This window comes from Ruegeria sp. I3, from assembly GCF_056532525.1.
Window position 1 is genome coordinate 375,431 of record NZ_JBQFNI010000001.1, and the last position, 18,531, is coordinate 393,961.

Here is an 18,531-nt window from a genome sequence, read left to right on the forward strand (position 1 = left end):
GGAGAGGACGCCATGAATCCGGCAATTCAGGGCCTGCTAACAATCGTAATCGGTGTGTCGGGATGCGTGGGCTATTTCTACCTGTCCAACCAATTTCTGGATAAAGTCCTGTTCCCTGCGCGTGGACCGAACGCGGGTCGCAATATCAACCGCGCGAATATGATCCGGCCCTGGCTGTTTCTGCTTCCCGCGATCCTCGCCCTTGGGGTCTATCTTGCCTATCCGGTGTTTGAGACGCTGCGCCTGTCTCTGACTGATCGCGTAGCCGGAGGCGGATATGAATGGGCGGGTTTTGACAACTATACCCAGATGGTAGCCGAGCCGAAATTCTGGGAGGCGATGCGCAACAACATGCTTTGGCTGATTGTTGTACCTGCCATGTCCACCGCATTTGGCCTGCTCGTGGCGCAGCTAACGGATCGCATCCGCTGGGGTAACGTCGCCAAGTCGCTGATCTTCATGCCGATGGCGATTTCTTTCGTTGGCGCCTCGGTAATCTGGAAATTGGTCTATGATGCGCGTCCGGCCGATCAGGATCAGATCGGCGTCCTGAACGCGATCTACATCTTCTTTGGTGGAACCGAAACACACACCTGGCTGACCCTGCCTTTCTGGAACAATTTCTTCCTGATGATCGTGCTGGTCTGGATACAAACCGGCTTTGCCATGGTCATTCTGTCCGCCGCGCTGCGCGGCATCCCGGAAGAAACCATCGAGGCCGCCATTCTGGACGGGGCCAATCCGTTCCAGATTTTCTTCAAGATCAAAGTGCCGCAGATCAAAACCACGATCATGGTGGTCTGGACCACCATCACCATCGTGGTCCTCAAGGTCTTTGACATCGTATTTGCGATGACCAACGGCCAGTGGGAGACGCAGGTTCTGGCCAATTACATGTACGACAAGATGTTCCGCGCCAATGACTGGGGCGTGGGATCGGCATCGGCCATGGTGATCATGTTGCTGGTGACGCCGATCCTGATCTGGAACGTGCGCAATGCGCGCAAAGAAATGCAGTAGGAGGACGGGGTTATGAGCGATATTGCAGGAACCCGCCCAGCCCTAAGATGGGTCGTTCACGCCTCGGTCGTGCTGCTTGTGGTGCTTTGGGTTTTCCCAACACTCGGTTTGTTGATCTCGTCATTCAGAACAGCGGACCAGATTTCCAGCAGCGGCTGGTGGCGGGCGCTCTTCCCGTCGGAACAAAACCTGACTCTGCGCGCGGCGGCACCTGAAACGCAAGTTTTGCAGGATGGTCTCTATGTGATCGAAGGCAATATCTTCGATGGTGATCGGGCCTCGGACATTTCGCGATGGGGTGTGAATTCCCGTGCGATTGATGCCTTTGCTCCGGGCGAAACGGCTGAGCTTCGTCGTGGCGGGACGATCACGGTTCAGGCCAACGGTGACTATCGGATGGAAAACGCAGAAGAGTTTTCGGGCAAGCGCGGCCCTCGCGTGTTTGTGACGACTACTCTGCCGCCTGAATTCACCTTGGAAAACTATGCCCATGTTCTGTTCAACGAAAGCAGTTCCGACAGTATGGGCAAGGCGTTCTTCAATACCCTGACGGTGACGATCCCGGCGACGATTATCCCGATTCTTGTCGCAGCATTTGCGGCTTACGCGCTGGCATGGATGGATTTCCCGGGGCGTGCCCTGCTGATCGCTGCGGTGGTTGGCCTATTGGTGGTGCCATTGCAGCTGGCGCTGATCCCGTTGCTGAAACTGCATCTCAATATCGGGATCGGCAAAGGATACCTGGGGGTCTGGATGGCCCATACCGGGTTCGGGATGCCATTGGCGATCTACCTATTGCGTAACTACATGGCCGGGCTGCCTCGTGACCTGATTGAGAACGCCCGGGTAGATGGCGCAACCGAGTTTCAGATTTTTACCAAGTTGATCCTGCCGCTTAGCTTTCCGGCACTGGCATCCTTTGCGATCTTCCAGTTCCTTTGGACATGGAACGATCTGTTGGTTGCCAAAGTCTTCCTGATCGATGCCAGCGGCCAGACAACGGTAATGACCAACCGTATCGTCGAGCTGCTGGGTACGCGGGGCGGTAACTGGGAAATCTTGGCCACGGCGGCGTTTGTCTCAATCGCGGTGCCGTTGGCAGTCTTCTTTGCAATGCAGAAATATCTGGTTCGCGGCTTGCTGGCCGGTTCCGTAAAATAAGGGCGTGTGATGAACGTGCAGACCAACGCGACAGCATTCGAAAAAACCAAGTCGGCGTCAGATTGGTGGCGGGGCGGGGTGATCTATCAGATCTATCCGCGCAGCTTTCAGGACAGCAACGGTGACGGGATCGGAGACTTAAAGGGTATCACCCAGCGGTTAGGCTACATCGCCTCGCTGGGGGTTGATGCAATCTGGATTTCGCCGTTCTTCAAATCTCCGATGAAGGATTTCGGTTATGATGTCAGCGACTATCGCGATGTCGATCCGATGTTCGGCACCATGGGAGATTTCAAAGAGCTGCTGCATCAAGCCCATGCGCATGGGTTGAAGGTGATGATCGATCTGGTGCTATCCCACACCTCAGATCAGCATCCATGGTTCAACGAAAGCCGCGCCAGCCGCGAGAACCCGAAATCCGATTGGTATGTCTGGGCTGATCCCAAACCCGACGGGACACCTCCGAATAACTGGCTTTCGATCTTTGGCGGCTCGGCGTGGCAGTGGGATGCGCGGCGGTTGCAGTATTATCTGCACAACTTCCTGACCTCGCAGCCGGATTTGAACTTCCACTGCAAGGAAGTTCAGGATGCGTTGCTGGATGTGGCGCGCTTCTGGCTGGATATGGGGGTCGACGGGTTCCGTCTGGACACCATCAATTTCTATTTCCACGACGCCCAGCTACGTGACAATCCTGGCCTGCCGATGGATCAGAGGAACTCATCAATTGCGCCGATGGTGAACCCGTATAACCATCAGGATCACCTCTATTCCAAAAGTCAGCCCGAGAATATCGCCTTCCTGGAAAGGCTGCGCGCCCTGACTGACGAATACGAGGGCCGCGCCTGTCTGGGTGAGGTCGGCGACGCGCAGCGCGGGCTTGAGATTATGGGCGAATACACCAGCGGCGATAAACGGATGCACATGTGTTATGCTTTCGAGTTCCTCGAAAAGCGGGCTTTGACGGCAGCTTACGCAAAGCAGGTTTTTGACCAGCTTGAGGACAAGGCGGGTGATGCATGGCCATGCTGGGCCTTCTCAAACCACGACGTGCAACGCCATGCTTCGCGTTGGGGTTTGGACGATGCAGCTGTCCGGCAGCACGCCGTTCTGATGATGTGCCTGCGTGGCTCAGCCTGTCTTTATCAGGGTGAGGAACTGGGGCTACCCGAGGCAGATGTTGCGTTCGAAGATTTGCAAGACCCCTATGGTATTGAATTCTGGCCGGAATTCAAAGGTCGCGATGGCTGCCGTACTCCGATGGTCTGGGCCGCACAGGACGAACAATCCGGGTTCAGCACGAGCCGTCCCTGGTTGCCAGTCAGCGCTGCGCAGGCCGAGCGGGCGGTGGATCGGTTGGAAAAAGATCCAGCGTCGATACTGCACCACTACCGCCATGCGATTGCATTGCGTCATGCGCACTCAGCGCTGATGTCCGGCGCGCAGACAGGGATGTCACAAATCGGTTCGGTATTGACCTTCACCCGAGAGGATGAAGCCGAGCAGGTCTTCTGCGCCTTCAATCTGGGTGACTGTCCGGTTGACGTGACCCTGCCAGAAGGTGACTGGCAAGTGATCGGGGAGGAGTTGGGCGGCGTTCGCGGGGAAAGCAACGTGACGCTGGATGCCGCTCAATTCTGTCTATTGGCTCGGGAAAAGAGGTAAACCATGTCGGAACTCAAGCTTACGGATGTGGCCAAATCCTATGGTCCTGTCGATGTTCTGAAACATATCGATCTCGAGATCGAGCAAGGCGAACTGATTGTCTTTGTCGGCCCGTCAGGTTGCGGAAAATCCACTTTGCTGAGGATGATCGCGGGCCTTGAAAAGATCACTGGCGGTACGCTTGAGATCGAAGGGCAGGTGGTGAACGATGTGCCACCTGCGCAACGCGGCATCGCGATGGTGTTCCAGTCCTATGCGCTTTACCCGCATATGACGGTGCGCGAAAACATGGCCTTCGCGCTCAAGATCGCGAAGATGCCGAGCGCTGAGGTTGATGCCGCCGTGGAGCGCGCGGCCCAGATTCTACAGCTTGAACCCCTGCTGGATCGCCTGCCCAAGGCATTGTCTGGTGGACAACGCCAGCGCGTTGCCATCGGTCGTGCCATCGTGCGCGACCCCAAAGTATATTTGTTCGACGAGCCGCTTTCGAACCTCGACGCTGCCCTGCGCGTGGCGACTCGGATCGAGATCGCACGCCTGAAAGAGGCGATGCCCGACAGCACGATGATTTACGTCACCCACGATCAGGTCGAGGCGATGACACTCGCCAGCCGCATTGTGGTTTTGGCCAATAAGGGAGTTGCGCAGGTTGGCACGCCGCTGGAACTCTATGAGACGCCAGATAACGAGTTTGTCGCGCAGTTCATCGGCTCACCAGCAATGAACCTGCTGCCCGGGACTATTACCGCGACAGGAGAGACAACAACCGTCACGCTGGATGATGGCGGCGTGGCAATCTCATCAATCCCGACGGATGCCGCTGACGAAGGCAAAAAGGTCAATATCGGTGTCCGGCCTGAGGACTTAAACATCACTGATGGAACACCAATTTATTCCGGCTTGGTGGATTTCACCGAAGCTTTGGGTGAGGTCACGCTGCTTTACTTTGCAGTCCCGGATGGACGGGAGGCCGTGATTGCAAAACTACCTGGTGTTCAGCGCAATCTGCGAGGAAAAACCGTCTCGGTCACGGCGGCACCCGAAAAGGTGCATCTGTTCCACAACGGTCAGTCGATGAGGCGCTAGTCGAGCTTCGCAAGGAAGGTGGAAACTTTTTCCAGCCCTTCGCGAATGATCGACGGAGTATTGGCGTAACCGATCCGAACACAGCCTTCGAGACCCAAGGCAGAGCCCGGTGTGAACATCACGCCGGTTTCCTGCAGCAGTTTCACGCAGAACTCGCGCGAGGGCATGTCGAAGTTGTAGTGCAACAGCGCGGTTGTTCCGGCCTTGGGTTTGACCCAACTGATTTTGGGCTCGCTTTCGACCCATTCTTCCAGCATGGCGAGGTTGCCGCGCGTAATGGCGTGGCTGCGCGCCAGAACCTTGTCGTGGTTTTCCAGCGCAAGCGCCGCGAAATGGTCGTCGATCATCCCGACCGAGATCGTGTCATAGTCCCGATGGATCGAAACCGCTTCGATCAGTTCTGGGTTGGCCGCAATCCAACCCAGTCGCAGCCCTGCCAGCGAAAACGCCTTGGACATGCCCGCGGTTGAAATGCCTTTCTCATAAAGATCCGCAACCGCATCCGTCATGCCCGAACCTTCTTGCCCGGTACCGCGATAGACTTCATCACACAGCAACCATGCTTCAGCGGAGCGTGCGATTTCGACGATCTCAATCAGGAACGCGCGATCCATCACCGCACCGGTTGGGTTGTTGGGGTTGTTGATGGCAATCAGTTTGGTGCCCGGAGTTACGGCGGCGCGCAGCTCCTCAAGATCGGGCAAATAAGCGTTCTCGGCCCGTAAATGGATCTGCGTCACCTCCGCGCCGATGCTGGCCGGGATGGAATAGTGTTGCTGATAGGTGGGCACGACGGCCACCACCTTGTCGCCGCGCTCGACCAGCGTTTTGTGGACCAGCATGTTGGCACCGATGGTGCCATGGGTGACGATGACATTCTCACGCTTTTGCTGGTCATATAGGCTACAAATCGCATCGCGCAGCCGGTCCGAGCCCCGGATCGCGCCATAGGTCATCTTCATCCCAAGCAATTCAGACAGATCATCCGAGTTTTTGCCGGAAAGCTTCAAAAGCTCGGCGATACTCAGGCTCTCGACGCAAGTCTCTGCAAGGTTATAGGCGCAGCGGGTTTCCCATTCATCCATCCAGATTTCGACGCCAAAGGGTTCGATCTTCATCGCGCTATCCTGTTCGACTAAGCCATCGCGCATCGTTCCCATGGCGAAGCGGCAAGGTCAACCTCGGCAGATGACCGTCATCGAACTTGCACAAAAGGCGTGTATCGTTACCGGTAGATCGCCACAGGATCACCCAACGCGTCTTCATCTGGGTGAACGCCAAGGCCGGGTGTTTCGGGTAGATGCAGGTGACCGTCCACATTTCTCGGTCCACGCCCACCGGCGATATCGACGGTGATCATGTCCTGACAGGCCCATACAGCATGGCAATTCGCATCCGGTATTGTCGCCGCCAGATGCAGCGCTTCGGTATCCGCCAGCACAGAACCACCGGTTGCCATTACAAACATGTCGATCCCATGCGCCAGCGCGACATCGCGCATTCGGGCCGCTTTGGTCAGCCCGCCGACCCGGTTGAGCTTGATGCCAAATATTTCGGCAATGCCATCGCGGGCTATGCGCGTCGCGTCCTGAAGGGTCACAAGGCTTTCATCAACGGAAACAGGCGAAGCATGTTTGCCTGAGATCGCGGCAATGTCATCCAGTGTTTCGCAAGGCTGTTCGATCATGACATTGAGGTCTTCGACCGCACTCATCACGCGTAATGCCTGCTGCCGCGACCAGCCGCGATTGACGTCATAGAGGATGATGTCTTCGGGATTGCGCAGGCTTTCCACGTCACGGATTCGGGCAATGTCACGGGCCACATCACCGCCGATCTTCACGGAATGGGCGACATAGCCGCGCTGTCGGTATCGTCCGATGACTGCGCGGGTTTCTTTAATTGTCTTGGCTCCTACGGAAGATGCGATTGGGCGCGGCGTACGCGACCCTCCCCCCATCAAATCAGCAATCGGAAGACCAGCAACCTGACCGGCTATGTCCCAGCACGCCATGTCAATCGGGCTTTTGGCGTAGAGATGTCCGGGTAGGGCCTGATCCATCGCGCGTTCAACATCCAGAACTCGCCGCGGGTCGAGGCCAAGAACAAACGGTGCCATCGTCTCGATCCCGGCCCGTATGCCGGGGCCGTGGGCGGGTACATAGGTATGCCCCCAGGGCGTGCCTTCGCCCCAACCAACAAGCCCTTTGTCGGTTTCAATCTTGACCAGCGTCGCATCCAGCTTCTCAAACTTCAATCGCCCGCCTGACAGCCAGTATGGATGCTCCAATGGCAGGTCGATTTGAAAGACAGAAATCCCGGTAATTTTCATTTTGGTTTCACCTCGACGCAGTATGTCATGCGGCATCCATCCGAGGCAGATCATCCATTCCATCGCCCCGCCACAAGACAAAGGTCAGGATTGAATGATCGCTTGTCGTCATGGCGTGGCTTTGCCAACTTTCATGCTGGCGGGTCTGGCCCGGCCCGACAAGCTGTGCATTCCCTTCAACCTTAAAACAGGCTTTTCCAGCGAGCGTCAGGTATAGCTCTTCAGCCTGGTGGCTGTGCCAGTCATACTGCAGACCTGCGCCCCAATAGGCGACATAACCGCGTAGTTGGGTCGAATGGAAATGCCCGCTGGGTCCGAACAGTTCGTAATACCCGTATCGAGACAAGAAATCCGCACCGACTTCGGATTCGGAATAGGTCAGTTTCCAGTGCGCTTGCTCTGCAGTTGCTGCAATAGCCGTAACCAATGCCTGTGTTTCGGGCGTACCGTTCAGACCAAATTTGCTGACAAGCCGGGTTGCCGGAATCTGTGCGGGCTGTAAGTCCGTTCTGGATAAATCTGTTGGCCAACCCCCAAAACCCGCCAAATCCGGGTGGTTCTGATGCAATCGCATGGCGGCCATTAAAACATCATCCAACGTCATGGGATCACCACGATGTTTCCGGTGTGTTTCTTCGCGATGAAGGCGGTTTGTGCCTCATGCAATTGGCTTAGAGGGTAGGTTGCGGCCAGGGCCGGTTTTACTTCGCTCGCTTCGATATAACGTACAAGATTTTGCATTACTTCGGGGTCGATGACGGTCGAGCCTGTAAAGGTCAGATCGCGCAAGTAGAACGTCCGCAAATCGAACTCGACCATAGGGCCCGCGATGGCGCCCGAGCAGGTATAGCGTCCGCCGCGTTCAAGAATGCTGATAAGCTGCGGCCAGTATGACCCGCCCACCACGTCGGCAACGACCGTGATCTTTTCGTCTCCCAACGATTTGCGCAAATCATCGGGGGCGCGGGACAGGATGACATCTGGACCCAACAGGGCTACGTCGTCGTGCTTAGCCTGCGACGCCATCGCAATGACCCGCGCATTTCGGCGCTTGGCCAGTTGAACCAGAGCGCCACCGACGCCGCCAGATGCGCCCGGAACAAGAACAGTGTCAGCCGCGGTGACCTTGGCGCGGGTCAGCATGCCTTCGGCGGTTGAGTAGGAACAGGAGAAGGTTGCCAGCTCAGCATCCGAAAGTGTTGATTGGATGGCTATCGCATTGACAGCCGGGATCGTTGTGTATTCGGCAAAGCCGCCATCTCGCTCTGATCCGAAGTAGCCGGTTTTGTCCTTGTTCATCGGATCGGTCGGATCGCGCAACCAGCAATCGGTTATCACACGCTCGCCCAAGCGGTTTGGATCCACGCCGTCCCCAACTCCAACAATCTGCCCACAGACATCCGCCCCTTGAATGCGCGGAAAGGCCAGTGGCGCTCCGCCCCAGGTTGGGTCATCAGTGCCGACCTCTTCAAACGCGCCACCGGTGGTCGCATCGCTGACTGTTTTAGAATACCAGCCGGACCTAGTGTTTACGTCGGTATTGTTCAGGCCACAGGCACCGACCTTGATCAGAACTTCGCCCGGTTTGGGAGTGGGACAGGGCCAGTTTTCGTGCCAGACCATCTGATCAAGATCACCGTGCCCCATGGTGACCATCGCCTTCATTGTCTCGGATTGGGCCATGCGGCAAACTCCGTCGATGCATTTACGGTGACCTCAATCAAACGCGGGAGTGAGCTGAAATACATCGGTCCGGCCCCCTGAGTCGATTTGGTCTCGACACCGTATGCAAACAAAAATACCATCGTCAATCATGAATGGGACAGATGTATCAAATTTAGTTTTGGAACGGCTGGCGGAAGAACTGTCTCAGTTGACACCCGAGGCACGCAAGGCTGCGACCTATGTGCTTGAGAACCCGCGCGACGTGGGCGTATCGACTGTACGCGAAATTGCTGAAGCCGCCAATGTGAAACCCAATACCATTGTCAGAATGGCGCGGCAGGTGGGGTTCGAAGGCTACGAAGATTTCCGGGTTCCCTTCCGCGAGGCGATCAGGCGCGGGCAGGCCGATTTCCCGGAGCGCGCGCGTTGGCTGCAGGATATTCGTAAGTCCGGCAATATGGGCGGGCTTTATGCGGATATGGTTCAGGACGCCCTGCGCAATGTCGAGGAGACGTTTGCCAATATCTCGTCCGAACAGCTGAAAGCCGCCGCTGAAGATATCTGGAATTCGCGTAACGTGTTCGTGCTGGGCGTTGGTGTGAACAATTCGAATGCGCGAAACTTTGTTTATCTGGCCTCGACGGGCATGGTGCAGTTTCATGCTATCCCGCGCGCCGGATCAAATCCGATTGACGATCTGGCATGGGCGGACAAACGCGATGTGCTAATTGCGATGACCTGCAAACCTTATCGGAATGAAGTGGTCGAGGCGGTGCAAGTTGCCCGAGAGCAGGGCATGACGGTGGTCGGTCTTTCTGACAGCCCAGCCAGCCCTGTTCTGCGCAATGCACAACACGGGTTCGTCATCTCGGCGGATACGCCGCAATTCTTCCCGTCATCAGTAAGTACTATCGCATTGCTCGAAACGCTTTTGTCCTTCGTCATTGCAGTGGCCAGCGACGAGATTGTCGAAAGAGTGGCGACCTTTCACAAGCGTCGCCATCAGCTAGGCCTATATCACGCGGAAGAGCCCTGATTGGATCAGGCCAATCCGCATTGGCCATTCAGCCACGCACCAGGTGACCTCCATCCACATCCAGCACAGCGCCTGTGAGATAGCCATTTGTCATTGCCATTATCACAGCTTGGGCGATGTCCTCGGCCTCACCAATACGTCCGACGGGCAGGCTGTTACCAACCTGAGCGAACATGGCCTCGCGAGCCTCATTCGACATTGCCGCGTAAGCCTCGGTCGCAACCATTCCAGGGCTGATGCAGTTCACGCGCGCACGGCCTGATAGCTCTAGTGCCAACCCCTTGGACAGGGCTTCGACCGCCGCGTTCACGGCCCCAAGACCCGTTGCACCGGCAGAGGGTCGGCGGCTGAGGACGCCAGAAAAGAGGGTGATGGAGCCGCCTTCAGTCAAGACAGGCAAGACTTCACGCGCCGCCACATAGGGCCCGATAAATTTAGCCTCGAACATCGCGCGCAGGTCAGTGGTTGGCAATTCGGCGAAGGCCCCACGCGCTGCGCTTGAGGCAGAGATGACCAGATGATCTACTTTTTCAAGGCCGCTGGCCCAGGACTTCATGCCAGTTTCGTTTGTGGTATCGACCGGTGCGATCTGAACTTCGCCTCCGATGTCTGCCGCTGCTGCCTCCAGCTTGGCGAGACTCCGGCTGGCGATGGTAACTTTCGCACCAAGCGCCAGCGCCAGCTTTGCGGTGGCCTTACCCATGCCGCTGCTGCCGCCAATGATAACAACGTGTTTGCCGATGAGGGCCGTTTCGAAAACCGAGTTCATTGCTTTGGTTCCTTGCTTGTCGTGTTTGTTAAATGAGTCAATCGATGCTGAGCACCAACTTGCCGGTGGTTTCGCCCGCCTCTAGGCGGCGATGCGCTTCCGTGGCCTTGGCGATTGGGTATGTGGTGATCTGAGGACGCAGAATGCCAGTTTCCAACAGCTTGAATACCTTGGTCATGTCCGCGCCGAATGCAGTTGGTCGGTTGGAAAAATACGTGTAAATATCGCTGACCCGCACTGAGACAGATTTCTGGAAGTGTTTCGCCAGATCCTCGGCAAAATCGCCAGCTGGCGGCCCGGCAAGGAATCCGAAGAGCACAGCCGTTCCAAGGGGAGCCAGCGCATCAAGGTCTGATTTCAAGGAGTCACCGGAAACCGGATTCAACGTCAGATCAACACCGCGCCCACTTGTGATCTCTGACACCAGCTTGGCCACGTCCTGAGTACGATAGTCGATGACAAAATCTGCTCCTTGCGCCTGGGCGTATCCGACCTTTTCAGTGCTGACCGAAGCGATCACAGTCATGCCCAGATGCTTGGCGATGTGTAGGGCCATCGTGCCCACTCCGCCTGCAGCCGCATGCACCAGTACGGATCTTCCGGCCGCCGCACCGCCCAGATTGACCAGCATGTGATAGGCCGTCATTGCGTTGACAGGGATTGCTGCTGCGGTTTCAAAGGCGATGGTATCGGCAATTTTGGTTACATAAGGTGCACTTATTACGGAATGCGTACCGTAGCCGCCCGCACCAATCGGGCCCATCCATGCGACGCGATCACCCACGGCGAAACCAACGGCATCTTTGCCCGTCGCTTCGACGATTCCGGCACCTTCAACGCCGGGTACATGGGGCAGGTCTGGCATCATGCCCTCTGGCATTTCGCCACGGCGAATAATCGTATCGATAAAATTCACCGCCCCGGCATGATTACGGATCAGGATTTCTCTGGCACCGGGCTGTGCGACAGCTTGGTCAACGCTTCGCAGAACTTCGGGCCCGCCAGTTTGGGTGATTTCTATTGCGTACGGCATCATGCATCTCCTTTTGTTTCGCAGAAGATAGCGATGACGCCATTTCGTGATAATAGTTGAATTTGGAAGGTATTATCTCATAAATAGAATTATGATCTACAACGACCTTGGCCTGTTTACTGTTGTCGCCCACCACCTCAGCTTTTCCAAAGCTGCAGATCGGCTGGGTATTCCGCTTAGCAGGATTAGTCGCAGGATTGCCATGTTAGAGGATCATCTGGGCGCTAAGCTATTCGAGCGCACGACAAGGCAGGTGCGCCTGACCGAAGAGGGGCGCCGTCTACTGGATCGTTGCCAGGATCCGATTGAAGCGCTTCAGCGTGTTGCGGGTTTTACCGATGACACGCGGCACCACACGATCCGCATTACGGCCCCACCCTTGGCAGCTCGTACAACGATTGGGCCAAAGCTGGTGGATTTCGCGGAACAAAATCCTCAGGTCCAGCTTGAACTGACGACGACTAACATCATGCTGGATTTTTTCGCGGACAATATCGACCTCGCCTTTCGGGTCGGTCCGCTTGCGGACTCCGGTCTTGTTGCCAAGCGGTTATGGTCAGTTCCATATTGTTTTTGCGCAGGGCAGGGCTTCATTCGAGAGCACGGACTTTCGGGACCTTTGACGCGACCGAAGTTCCAGACTCTTCCTGCGCTGATAGCGGGTCAACCCTGGGTACTGGAAACGGGAGAGACGGTGAATCCAGCCCACATAGCCCATAATATTGGCGACCTTGATGTCATAGCACAGGCCGCTCGTCGTAATCTGGGGATAGCGATGTTGCCGAAGGATATGGTGGAGGGCGATCTGCGACGACTGGAAGTTGAGAATACTGTCCCGCTGACTCGAGACATGTATGTGGTTTATCCCAGCCGTCGCCTGTTGCCCGAGCGTGTCAGGAAACTGATCGATTTCATGGCACCGGGATAAATCCTACCAATCAATTTGCACCCCATCCCGAAAGAAACCACCTGTTGGACCGTTCACGGGCAGTGTTGCAGCCCACACGACGCCCCTAGCCCCTTCGGGAACCGGGCGACCACCCCCGCCCATGTCAGTGGCGACCCAGCCGGGGCACACTGCGTTGACAAGGATGCCTTCGGGTTTCAAATCAGCCGCAGTCTTGATAGTCAGTGCATTGAGCGCTGTTTTCGAGATGCCATATCCGGGAGTGCTGGATGACATGCCTGTCAGCGCTCCTGAGCCGGAAGACACGTTTACAATCCGGGCATCATGACCATTTTGAAGCAAAGGAACGGCCGAAATGGTTGTTGCCCAGGCTCCGAAGAAGTTGGTCTCAAAAGCACGGCGTACGCGCACCAGGTCGGCGCTGAGCGAGTGCTGATCCGTGTCGTAGTCAACGCCTGCATTGTTTACCAGTATGTCGAGATATCCGTATTCGGAGTTGATCTTATCAAAGGCAGCGTTGACCGAGCTCTGATCGGACACGTCCAGTTGCAAGGCCTTAGCTCCATGCCCAATCTCTTCGGCCGTGGCTTGTCCCTTTTGCGGGTCGCGCGATGCTACCAAAACAAATAATCCATGATCGCGGGCCAGTTGTAGGGCGACTTCTTTACCGATGCCTCGATTGGCTCCGGTCACAAGTGCGATACGTTGTTCGGTCATGAGGTTTCCTTTGAATTTTCGTCAGTTAACCGAAAGCAAAGCCTAATAGTGAGATTGCCAACATCGCTCTGGCAAGGCAACCGGCGCGCAACGATGCGGCGTTAACTGATGTCAGTTGGCCCCGGCCCCGCGTTCACCGGCGAGGGCGACGAGACCACGGTCGCCGGTTTCCCAAAGAGCGGTCATCGTCATCGTTGTCACAACCCAGCGTTCACCTGTTTTTTCCAACGCATAGTCATAGCGGCCGCCCAATACCCATAGGCCATCGTCAAGACGGTGGGTGGCGGTGAAATCAGCCTGCGCTGTCGCGGCGGTTTCTGAAACTGAGGTGATTGCATGGTTGGTCACCATGTGATGCGTGCTGTCGAACCCGGGCAGGAAGGCGGCCCAGCCCGCAACAAGTTCGTCAGCGGGTTGGGTTGCCGGGTCTCCACCCCAAAGGCTGGTGTAGTCAATGGTGACGTGATCGGCGAAGGCATCCCTTACACGGGTCCAATCATGCCGGTCTGCGCCTGCAGCGATATCCGTTAGGGTGCGGGTGATGTCGGTTTGATCGGCCAATGCAGGGCCTCCAATCATTGTTATGGCGGTGAGCATGGCGATGAGGGATCGTTTCATATCCGGGTCCTTTGTCAGAGTTGGACAAAGCAACGTACGTTGTTGCGCCTGCTTCATTCATTAGCCAGGCGTTCAGGCACGGGCGCTAAGGTGTATTGCGACCAAAAAAACGCATTTGCCGCATCCTGATCGGCACTGAGATTGGTGGCCTCGACGATCTTGCCGTTCTCGATCCGGTAGACCAGAGCCCAGATGGTATCGACATTCGGCTTACCTTCGGCGTTGGACCAGCCTCGGTGAATATCTACAACATGGGTTTCATCCGCGCCAAAGTAGATCGGGTCAGCCTGAAACCCAGCTGCGCCCAACTGGGCGAAGAAGGCCAAAACTTCATCCCGACCGTTTTTGGTGCCGCTCAGCGGATGGCGGCCGGGAATGTGCCATTGTACGTCCTCGTCCATGACTGCGGCGATTCCATCAAGGTCGTTCGAGCCGTAAGCCGCAAAAAAGTTCTGAACCACTTTCATATTGTCTTCGGGGGTATCGGCCATTGCATTGCCTCCCATAACGGTCGCGACCGCGAGTGCTAGTTGAAGTTTTCGGGTCATCGGGGTCTCCAAGGGAATGAGGCGTCGGATACCGAGGCCCGACGCCTGATCAGCAGGATCAATTATCCAATCCGGCGCGGAAGTGGTCGGCAACGGCGTCGGCCGCCCGGGTCACGTCCTCGGGGTTGTCGTAGAAATCGAACTGCGTGACATCCTCGAGCCACTGCGCAGTCGCGTCACCGGCAAATCCGGCAAGGAAGGTCTGCACGCCCTGCGGGATCGCTGCGCTTTCAGAGTGAACAATGGTCAGCGGTTTATCCAGACGCTGTGGGTTGTCGGCGGGATGGTAGGTCAGCCAGCCTTCCCAGCCTGCATTGTTCCATTTGTCATCATATTCCGGAATCGCCCCACGGTCAGCCTCATAGTAGTAACCACCGATCGGCATCAGCACGCCTTCGGCACCTTCTGGACCCGCGGCAGGAATGATCTGGCCCCCGGCGGCTTCGGCAGCCCGAGAGACTTGAAGCAAGCCGGCAACACCTTCTGAGCCGCCGTAGACGGCCTCAACAATTTCGGCGTTCTGCAGCCAGGGAGCAACCAAACCAAGTCGCTGAACCAGCGGGTTGCCCGAGACGGCATCGACCATATAACCCGCTGAGGCGCAGATACCCAGCCCATTGATGTGCTCGGCGTCCACTTCTGGCAGGGTCGCTATGAATTCGATCGCTGCCTTGATGTCCGAGGTCTTGGCTTCGGGGCTTTCGACAAAGCGCGCTTGGCTCGGCAGATCGCCGGATTTACCCCAGCCTCGGAAATCGAAGGTGAAGGCGGCAAATCCGCGTTCGGCCATTTCCCGGGCATAGTTCGCCGGCATCTGTTCTTGTACCGAGGTCCAGGCCCCTGTGACCACGACCGTTGGCAAAGGTGCATCGCCGCGTTCTTCGGGTAGGTACAGTGTGCCGGATAGGGTGGCACCTTCATTCTCAAAGGTGACAATGCGGGTTTCGACCTGTGCGACGGCAGCTGTCGAGGCCATTAAAGCCGCAGCGGTATTCAAAGCGAGGGTTTTCATCGCGATATCTCCCAAAGTCTGTCTGGATGGGCGCAAGCCCGATGACGAAAGAGATACGTTGCCGGAGGTTCACTTGATTGCACCGGACTGCTGTGTTTTTGAATGATCCTGCATCAAGCCATGTTGGCCGCGCGATAAGCCTTGGGGGTTTGTCCCACCACCTGTTTAAAGCTGCGCGTGAAATGAGCCTGATCGGAAAAGCCACATTCCAAAGCGATATCACCCAGAGGACGCTGCTGGTCTTGCATCATCTTCATCGCCTGTTCAATTCGGTAGGCCATGACATATTGCATCGGGGTCGTGCCCAACGTCTCTTTGAACATGCGTGCGAAGTGCGAAGGGCTCATTCCCGCCTCGGTCGCGAGCTGCTCAACGGTTATGGTCTGATCCAGCCGGTTCTGTACAAAGGCCAAAACGCGCTGGTAATGCCGGGATGTGAAGCGGGATGACAACTGAACATCTTCGATCCGGCGTTTTCCATATTTCTGGAGCAGTTTCACTAGGAATACGCGGCTCATGGCTTCGAACATCACGACCGAAGACATGTCGGTCGATTCCAATGCGTCGCGCAGTATAACGCCAGCCGTGCACAGATCAGGGTCCGAGAACTGCGGCAAATCCCGAAATTGCTGCGGGTCAAGCAGCATGCCCAGCTCGGACTGAGCAAAGCGTTCAACCTTAGCCGGGTCCAGCGTGATAACGATGACATCAGACGTCGCGTACCACCGCCAACCCGATCGCATACCAGCCGGAGTGACGATGATTTCATCCTTGTGAAACATGAAATCCCGCAACTCACCATCCCTCCAGTTCTGAACTCTGTGCGGAATGGTCTGGAGATTGAGAAGCACGTGATGCTCTTTGAAAACATCCTCGGGCATCTGATCCGGCTCAGCCCGGAAATACCGAACGGACATCAACCCTGCAGCCGAAGGCCGCTCGATCGCATCGCTGTTTAGTAAAGGTTCCGAGGGGTAAATGTCCGCATATCTCGAAGGCAATCGTCGGCTCCCATAGTGCACCTGGGCAATTCTCGCTGGCGTCGATCGCACACAGTTGAAAACATCCAACAGGGGTGCGAACCCATGGAGTGGTGCCGTGGCCACCTGCTTCTCGCAACGCAGCCGTAGCGTTCGGGTCGACGCTTAGAGAATTTTCAAGATTGCGGTCGCTGAATCAAGACGGAACACGATGCCCGACGAGAAACACGCGCTGCCGTTGATCCGAGAAAATAGTCCATTGCCGATGGGTGATGCGCTCCGACAACAATCAAATCAGCGCCGATTTCACGTGCGAACTCGGTAATGCGCAGCCCTGGCTTTCCCGTTTCTACCTGGCAGTTTATATCGGTCGCTTCTCCGGCGATCGACTTTAGGGTTCCCATGATTTTGTTGGTCAGATGGTTCTCGGATTTCACTGTCACGAATTCCGCCGTAAAACCCGGGATCTGTTCCAGAACTGTAAGTAGTGTGATCTTTCCGTCAGCTGCCAAAAGCTTGCGGGCAGTGGTGATTTTCTCGGCAACCAACTCTTCATGATCAATGGCAACGGGGATCAATATGGATTTATACATGTAAAGCACTCCCAGTGAGTTTCGGCGATGTCAACGAGCAGGGCTTGGTGCATCATAACTTGATAAGTACTTTCAGAATTAAAGGTTCTGATCTGTTGCCCAGGACCCCGCCCTGCCTTAGTGGCCAAACACCTCGAGCCGCGCCCATTCTGGACCTCGGTTCAAGAGAAAGACGGCCACCGCATATGCAATGGCCGCCTTGAGTTTACTATGCGCTGCGATACAGTTTTGTCATCGAGAATTCCCGATGTCCCAGCGCCTCTGCCGCGGTGTTACGGCCGTTTGCTGTCCTGCGGATCATATCGATCAGAGCATCACCAGCCTGATCGATGGTTTGTTCGCGCCGCAAGATGCCTGAAACATCAACATCCACATGCTCGCCCATGGTGCGCACTGTACGCGGGTTCGCGGTGATCTTGATGACCGGAACGATCGGGTTGCCCACCACGTTGCCCTGACCTGTCGGGAAGGTATGGATCACAGCACCGCCCGCCGCCATCAGCGTCACACATTCCGCCGCAGCTGATGAACTGTCCATGAAGTAGAGGCCTTTGCCCGAGTTAGGTTGCTCGGCAGGTTCCAGAATGTCGATATACTGCGAAGTCCGGCCGATCTTTTCGAGGTTGCCAAGCGCCTTTTCCTCAATGGTGGTCAGGCCACCTTCGATGTTGCCCTTGGTTGGCTGACTGTCGCTGAGGTCATCGGTCTGATGGGCAAAGATTACATCGTCCTGATAGGCTTTCCACATCTTGTACCAGCGTTCGCCCACTTCTTCATTGATGGCGCGTTTCTGGCAGATATGTTCCGCCCCGGTGATTTCCGAGGTTTCACCAAAGAACCCGGTGATCCCTTCGGGCAGCAACTTGTCATACATGTTGCCAACGGTTGGGCAGGACCCCAGACCCGTTGTCGTGTCGCTTTCACCGCATTTGGTCGAAATCCAAAGCTCGTTGATCGAGCATTCCTCGCGCTGGACCTCGGTGGCCTTGTGAACAAAATCCTTGGCGGCCCATGAAGCGCGCCGGATGGTCTCGAAGTCACCGTTCTGTTCGATTGAGAACTCTGCCACGTCCTTGCCGGTCTCGCGGATGCCGTCGGCAATGCGTTTGGTCCAACCCGGCTCGATGCCGATGACGACCACCGAGTGGACATTCGGGTTGGCCCCTGTGCCGATCATAGTGCGGAAATGCAGCTCGAGGTCCTCGCCGAACTGAAGGCGGCCATAAGCATGTGGGATTGCCAGCGTGCCCTTGACGTTGTTGGCGACTGCCTCGCAGGCGGCGTTGGAAATGTCATCGACGGGCAGGATCAGCACGTGGTTGCGCACACCAACCCGGCCGTTTTCGCGCCGGTAGCCCATGACAGTCATGTTTGAATATTTGCTCATGG

General features: G+C 56.4%; 19 protein-coding genes. 6 read left to right on the top strand and 13 right to left on the bottom strand.

The features are described from left to right. The first annotated feature begins 12 nt into the window (after positions 1–12). From ACR0L9_RS02015 to ACR0L9_RS02030, 4 genes are read left to right on the top strand one after another with little or no spacing between them, the layout of a single operon-like run. Positions 13–1,020, top strand: a complete 1,008-nt coding sequence (locus ACR0L9_RS02015) for a carbohydrate ABC transporter permease (protein ID WP_170402173.1) — start codon at positions 13–15, stop codon at positions 1,018–1,020. A gap of 12 nt (positions 1,021–1,032) precedes the next feature. After that, complete coding sequence (locus tag ACR0L9_RS02020) at positions 1,033–2,181, top strand: carbohydrate ABC transporter permease (protein WP_170392558.1); 1,149 nt, start codon at positions 1,033–1,035, stop codon at positions 2,179–2,181. Positions 2,182–2,190: 9 nt separating this feature from the next. Further along, positions 2,191–3,846 (top strand): alpha-glucosidase, encoded by a 1,656-nt coding sequence (locus ACR0L9_RS02025; protein ID WP_480894530.1) that lies wholly within the window; start codon positions 2,191–2,193, stop codon positions 3,844–3,846. Between the two features lie 3 nt (positions 3,847–3,849). Then, positions 3,850–4,932: a sn-glycerol-3-phosphate ABC transporter ATP-binding protein UgpC gene (locus ACR0L9_RS02030; protein ID WP_170392556.1), complete on the top strand. Its 1,083-nt coding sequence runs from the start codon at positions 3,850–3,852 to the stop codon at positions 4,930–4,932. On the opposite strand, the gene ACR0L9_RS02035 is transcribed toward ACR0L9_RS02030, so the two are convergent. From ACR0L9_RS02035 to ACR0L9_RS02050, 4 genes are all read right to left on the bottom strand, one after another. Further along, positions 4,929–6,050: an aminotransferase gene (locus tag ACR0L9_RS02035; RefSeq protein ID WP_170610033.1), complete on the bottom strand. Its 1,122-nt coding sequence runs from the start codon at positions 6,048–6,050 to the stop codon at positions 4,929–4,931. The two genes, ACR0L9_RS02030 and ACR0L9_RS02035, sit on opposite strands and share 4 nt — an antisense overlap. A 107-nt stretch (positions 6,051–6,157) precedes the next feature. Beyond that, positions 6,158–7,264, bottom strand: a complete 1,107-nt coding sequence (locus ACR0L9_RS02040; protein WP_480894532.1) for a mandelate racemase/muconate lactonizing enzyme family protein — start codon at positions 7,262–7,264, stop codon at positions 6,158–6,160. 25 nt (positions 7,265–7,289) lie between these two features. Beyond that, complete coding sequence (locus ACR0L9_RS02045) at positions 7,290–7,868, bottom strand: dimethylsulfonioproprionate lyase family protein (RefSeq protein ID WP_480894533.1); 579 nt, start codon at positions 7,866–7,868, stop codon at positions 7,290–7,292. After that, a complete protein-coding gene (locus ACR0L9_RS02050) occupies positions 7,865–8,947 on the bottom strand; it encodes an alcohol dehydrogenase family protein (RefSeq protein WP_480894535.1) in 1,083 nt (360 codons plus the stop codon). Before ACR0L9_RS02050 ends, ACR0L9_RS02045 begins: the two co-directional genes overlap by 4 nt. 130 nt (positions 8,948–9,077) lie before the next feature. Between ACR0L9_RS02050 and ACR0L9_RS02055 the strand changes: the two genes are divergently transcribed. Beyond that, complete coding sequence (locus tag ACR0L9_RS02055) at positions 9,078–9,965, top strand: MurR/RpiR family transcriptional regulator (RefSeq protein WP_170392553.1); 888 nt, start codon at positions 9,078–9,080, stop codon at positions 9,963–9,965. Positions 9,966–9,993: 28 nt separating this feature from the next. Here the strand turns inward: ACR0L9_RS02055 and ACR0L9_RS02060 are convergent, their stop codons facing one another. Both ACR0L9_RS02060 and ACR0L9_RS02065 read right to left on the bottom strand, forming a co-directional pair. Next, entirely contained in the window at positions 9,994–10,734 is a 741-nt protein-coding gene (locus ACR0L9_RS02060; RefSeq protein WP_480894537.1) for an SDR family oxidoreductase, read from the bottom strand. Positions 10,735–10,771: 37 nt separating this feature from the next. Beyond that, a complete protein-coding gene (locus tag ACR0L9_RS02065) occupies positions 10,772–11,767 on the bottom strand; it encodes a quinone oxidoreductase family protein (protein WP_480894539.1) in 996 nt (331 codons plus the stop codon). 91 nt (positions 11,768–11,858) lie between these two features. On the opposite strand from ACR0L9_RS02065, the gene ACR0L9_RS02070 reads away from it, so the two are divergent. After that, positions 11,859–12,695: a LysR family transcriptional regulator gene (locus tag ACR0L9_RS02070; RefSeq protein WP_480894541.1), complete on the top strand. Its 837-nt coding sequence runs from the start codon at positions 11,859–11,861 to the stop codon at positions 12,693–12,695. A gap of 3 nt (positions 12,696–12,698) precedes the next feature. Here ACR0L9_RS02070 and ACR0L9_RS02075 read toward each other — a convergent pair whose 3' ends face one another. The 7 genes from ACR0L9_RS02075 to ACR0L9_RS02105 all read right to left on the bottom strand — a co-directional run bounded on the left by ACR0L9_RS02075 (position 12,699) and on the right by ACR0L9_RS02105 (position 18,529). Further along, entirely contained in the window at positions 12,699–13,391 is a 693-nt protein-coding gene (locus ACR0L9_RS02075) for an SDR family NAD(P)-dependent oxidoreductase (RefSeq protein WP_480894544.1), read from the bottom strand. A 111-nt stretch (positions 13,392–13,502) separates the two neighbouring features. After that, positions 13,503–14,009, bottom strand: a complete 507-nt coding sequence (locus tag ACR0L9_RS02080; protein WP_480894546.1) for a nuclear transport factor 2 family protein — start codon at positions 14,007–14,009, stop codon at positions 13,503–13,505. A gap of 53 nt (positions 14,010–14,062) precedes the next feature. Then, positions 14,063–14,557, bottom strand: a complete 495-nt coding sequence (locus tag ACR0L9_RS02085) for a nuclear transport factor 2 family protein (RefSeq protein ID WP_223116901.1) — start codon at positions 14,555–14,557, stop codon at positions 14,063–14,065. A gap of 58 nt (positions 14,558–14,615) precedes the next feature. Continuing rightward, the gene (locus ACR0L9_RS02090; RefSeq protein WP_480894548.1) at positions 14,616–15,569 is read right to left on the bottom strand and encodes an alpha/beta hydrolase; all 954 of its coding nucleotides are present in this window, start codon (positions 15,567–15,569) and stop codon (positions 14,616–14,618) included. A 113-nt stretch (positions 15,570–15,682) separates the two neighbouring features. Next, on the bottom strand, positions 15,683–16,570 hold the full coding sequence (locus tag ACR0L9_RS02095) for a helix-turn-helix domain-containing protein (RefSeq protein WP_170402136.1): 888 nt from the start codon (positions 16,568–16,570) through the stop codon (positions 15,683–15,685). Between the two features lie 155 nt (positions 16,571–16,725). Further along, positions 16,726–17,142, bottom strand: coding sequence for a universal stress protein (locus tag ACR0L9_RS02100; RefSeq protein ID WP_170402133.1), 417 nt, complete (start codon positions 17,140–17,142; stop codon positions 16,726–16,728). Positions 17,143–17,350: 208 nt separating this feature from the next. Further along, positions 17,351–18,529: a UxaA family hydrolase gene (locus tag ACR0L9_RS02105; protein WP_170392544.1), complete on the bottom strand. Its 1,179-nt coding sequence runs from the start codon at positions 18,527–18,529 to the stop codon at positions 17,351–17,353. Positions 18,530–18,531 lie beyond the last annotated feature (2 nt).

Excerpts from the sequence above, each read along its gene's own strand:
- ACR0L9_RS02060 (WP_480894537.1), bottom strand. The coding sequence starts at position 10,734 with ATGAACTCGGTTTTCGAAACGGCCCTCATCGGCAAACACGTTGTTATC.
- ACR0L9_RS02025 (WP_480894530.1), top strand. The coding sequence starts at position 2,191 with ATGAACGTGCAGACCAACGCGACAGCATTCGAAAAAACCAAGTCGGCG.
- ACR0L9_RS02055 (WP_170392553.1), top strand. The coding sequence starts at position 9,078 with ATGAATGGGACAGATGTATCAAATTTAGTTTTGGAACGGCTGGCGGAA.
- ACR0L9_RS02015 (WP_170402173.1), top strand. The coding sequence starts at position 13 with ATGAATCCGGCAATTCAGGGCCTGCTAACAATCGTAATCGGTGTGTCG.
- ACR0L9_RS02030 (WP_170392556.1), top strand. The coding sequence starts at position 3,850 with ATGTCGGAACTCAAGCTTACGGATGTGGCCAAATCCTATGGTCCTGTC.
- ACR0L9_RS02070 (WP_480894541.1), top strand. The coding sequence starts at position 11,859 with ATGATCTACAACGACCTTGGCCTGTTTACTGTTGTCGCCCACCACCTC.
- ACR0L9_RS02090 (WP_480894548.1), bottom strand. The coding sequence starts at position 15,569 with ATGAAAACCCTCGCTTTGAATACCGCTGCGGCTTTAATGGCCTCGACA.
- ACR0L9_RS02040 (WP_480894532.1), bottom strand. The coding sequence starts at position 7,264 with ATGAAAATTACCGGGATTTCTGTCTTTCAAATCGACCTGCCATTGGAG.
- ACR0L9_RS02085 (WP_223116901.1), bottom strand. The coding sequence starts at position 14,557 with ATGACCCGAAAACTTCAACTAGCACTCGCGGTCGCGACCGTTATGGGA.
- ACR0L9_RS02045 (WP_480894533.1), bottom strand. The coding sequence starts at position 7,868 with ATGACGTTGGATGATGTTTTAATGGCCGCCATGCGATTGCATCAGAAC.
- ACR0L9_RS02065 (WP_480894539.1), bottom strand. The coding sequence starts at position 11,767 with ATGCCGTACGCAATAGAAATCACCCAAACTGGCGGGCCCGAAGTTCTG.
- ACR0L9_RS02100 (WP_170402133.1), bottom strand. The coding sequence starts at position 17,142 with ATGTATAAATCCATATTGATCCCCGTTGCCATTGATCATGAAGAGTTG.
- ACR0L9_RS02105 (WP_170392544.1), bottom strand. The coding sequence starts at position 18,529 with ATGAGCAAATATTCAAACATGACTGTCATGGGCTACCGGCGCGAAAAC.
- ACR0L9_RS02020 (WP_170392558.1), top strand. The coding sequence starts at position 1,033 with ATGAGCGATATTGCAGGAACCCGCCCAGCCCTAAGATGGGTCGTTCAC.
- ACR0L9_RS02050 (WP_480894535.1), bottom strand. The coding sequence starts at position 8,947 with ATGGCCCAATCCGAGACAATGAAGGCGATGGTCACCATGGGGCACGGT.
- ACR0L9_RS02075 (WP_480894544.1), bottom strand. The coding sequence starts at position 13,391 with ATGACCGAACAACGTATCGCACTTGTGACCGGAGCCAATCGAGGCATC.
- ACR0L9_RS02035 (WP_170610033.1), bottom strand. The coding sequence starts at position 6,050 with ATGAAGATCGAACCCTTTGGCGTCGAAATCTGGATGGATGAATGGGAA.
- ACR0L9_RS02080 (WP_480894546.1), bottom strand. The coding sequence starts at position 14,009 with ATGAAACGATCCCTCATCGCCATGCTCACCGCCATAACAATGATTGGA.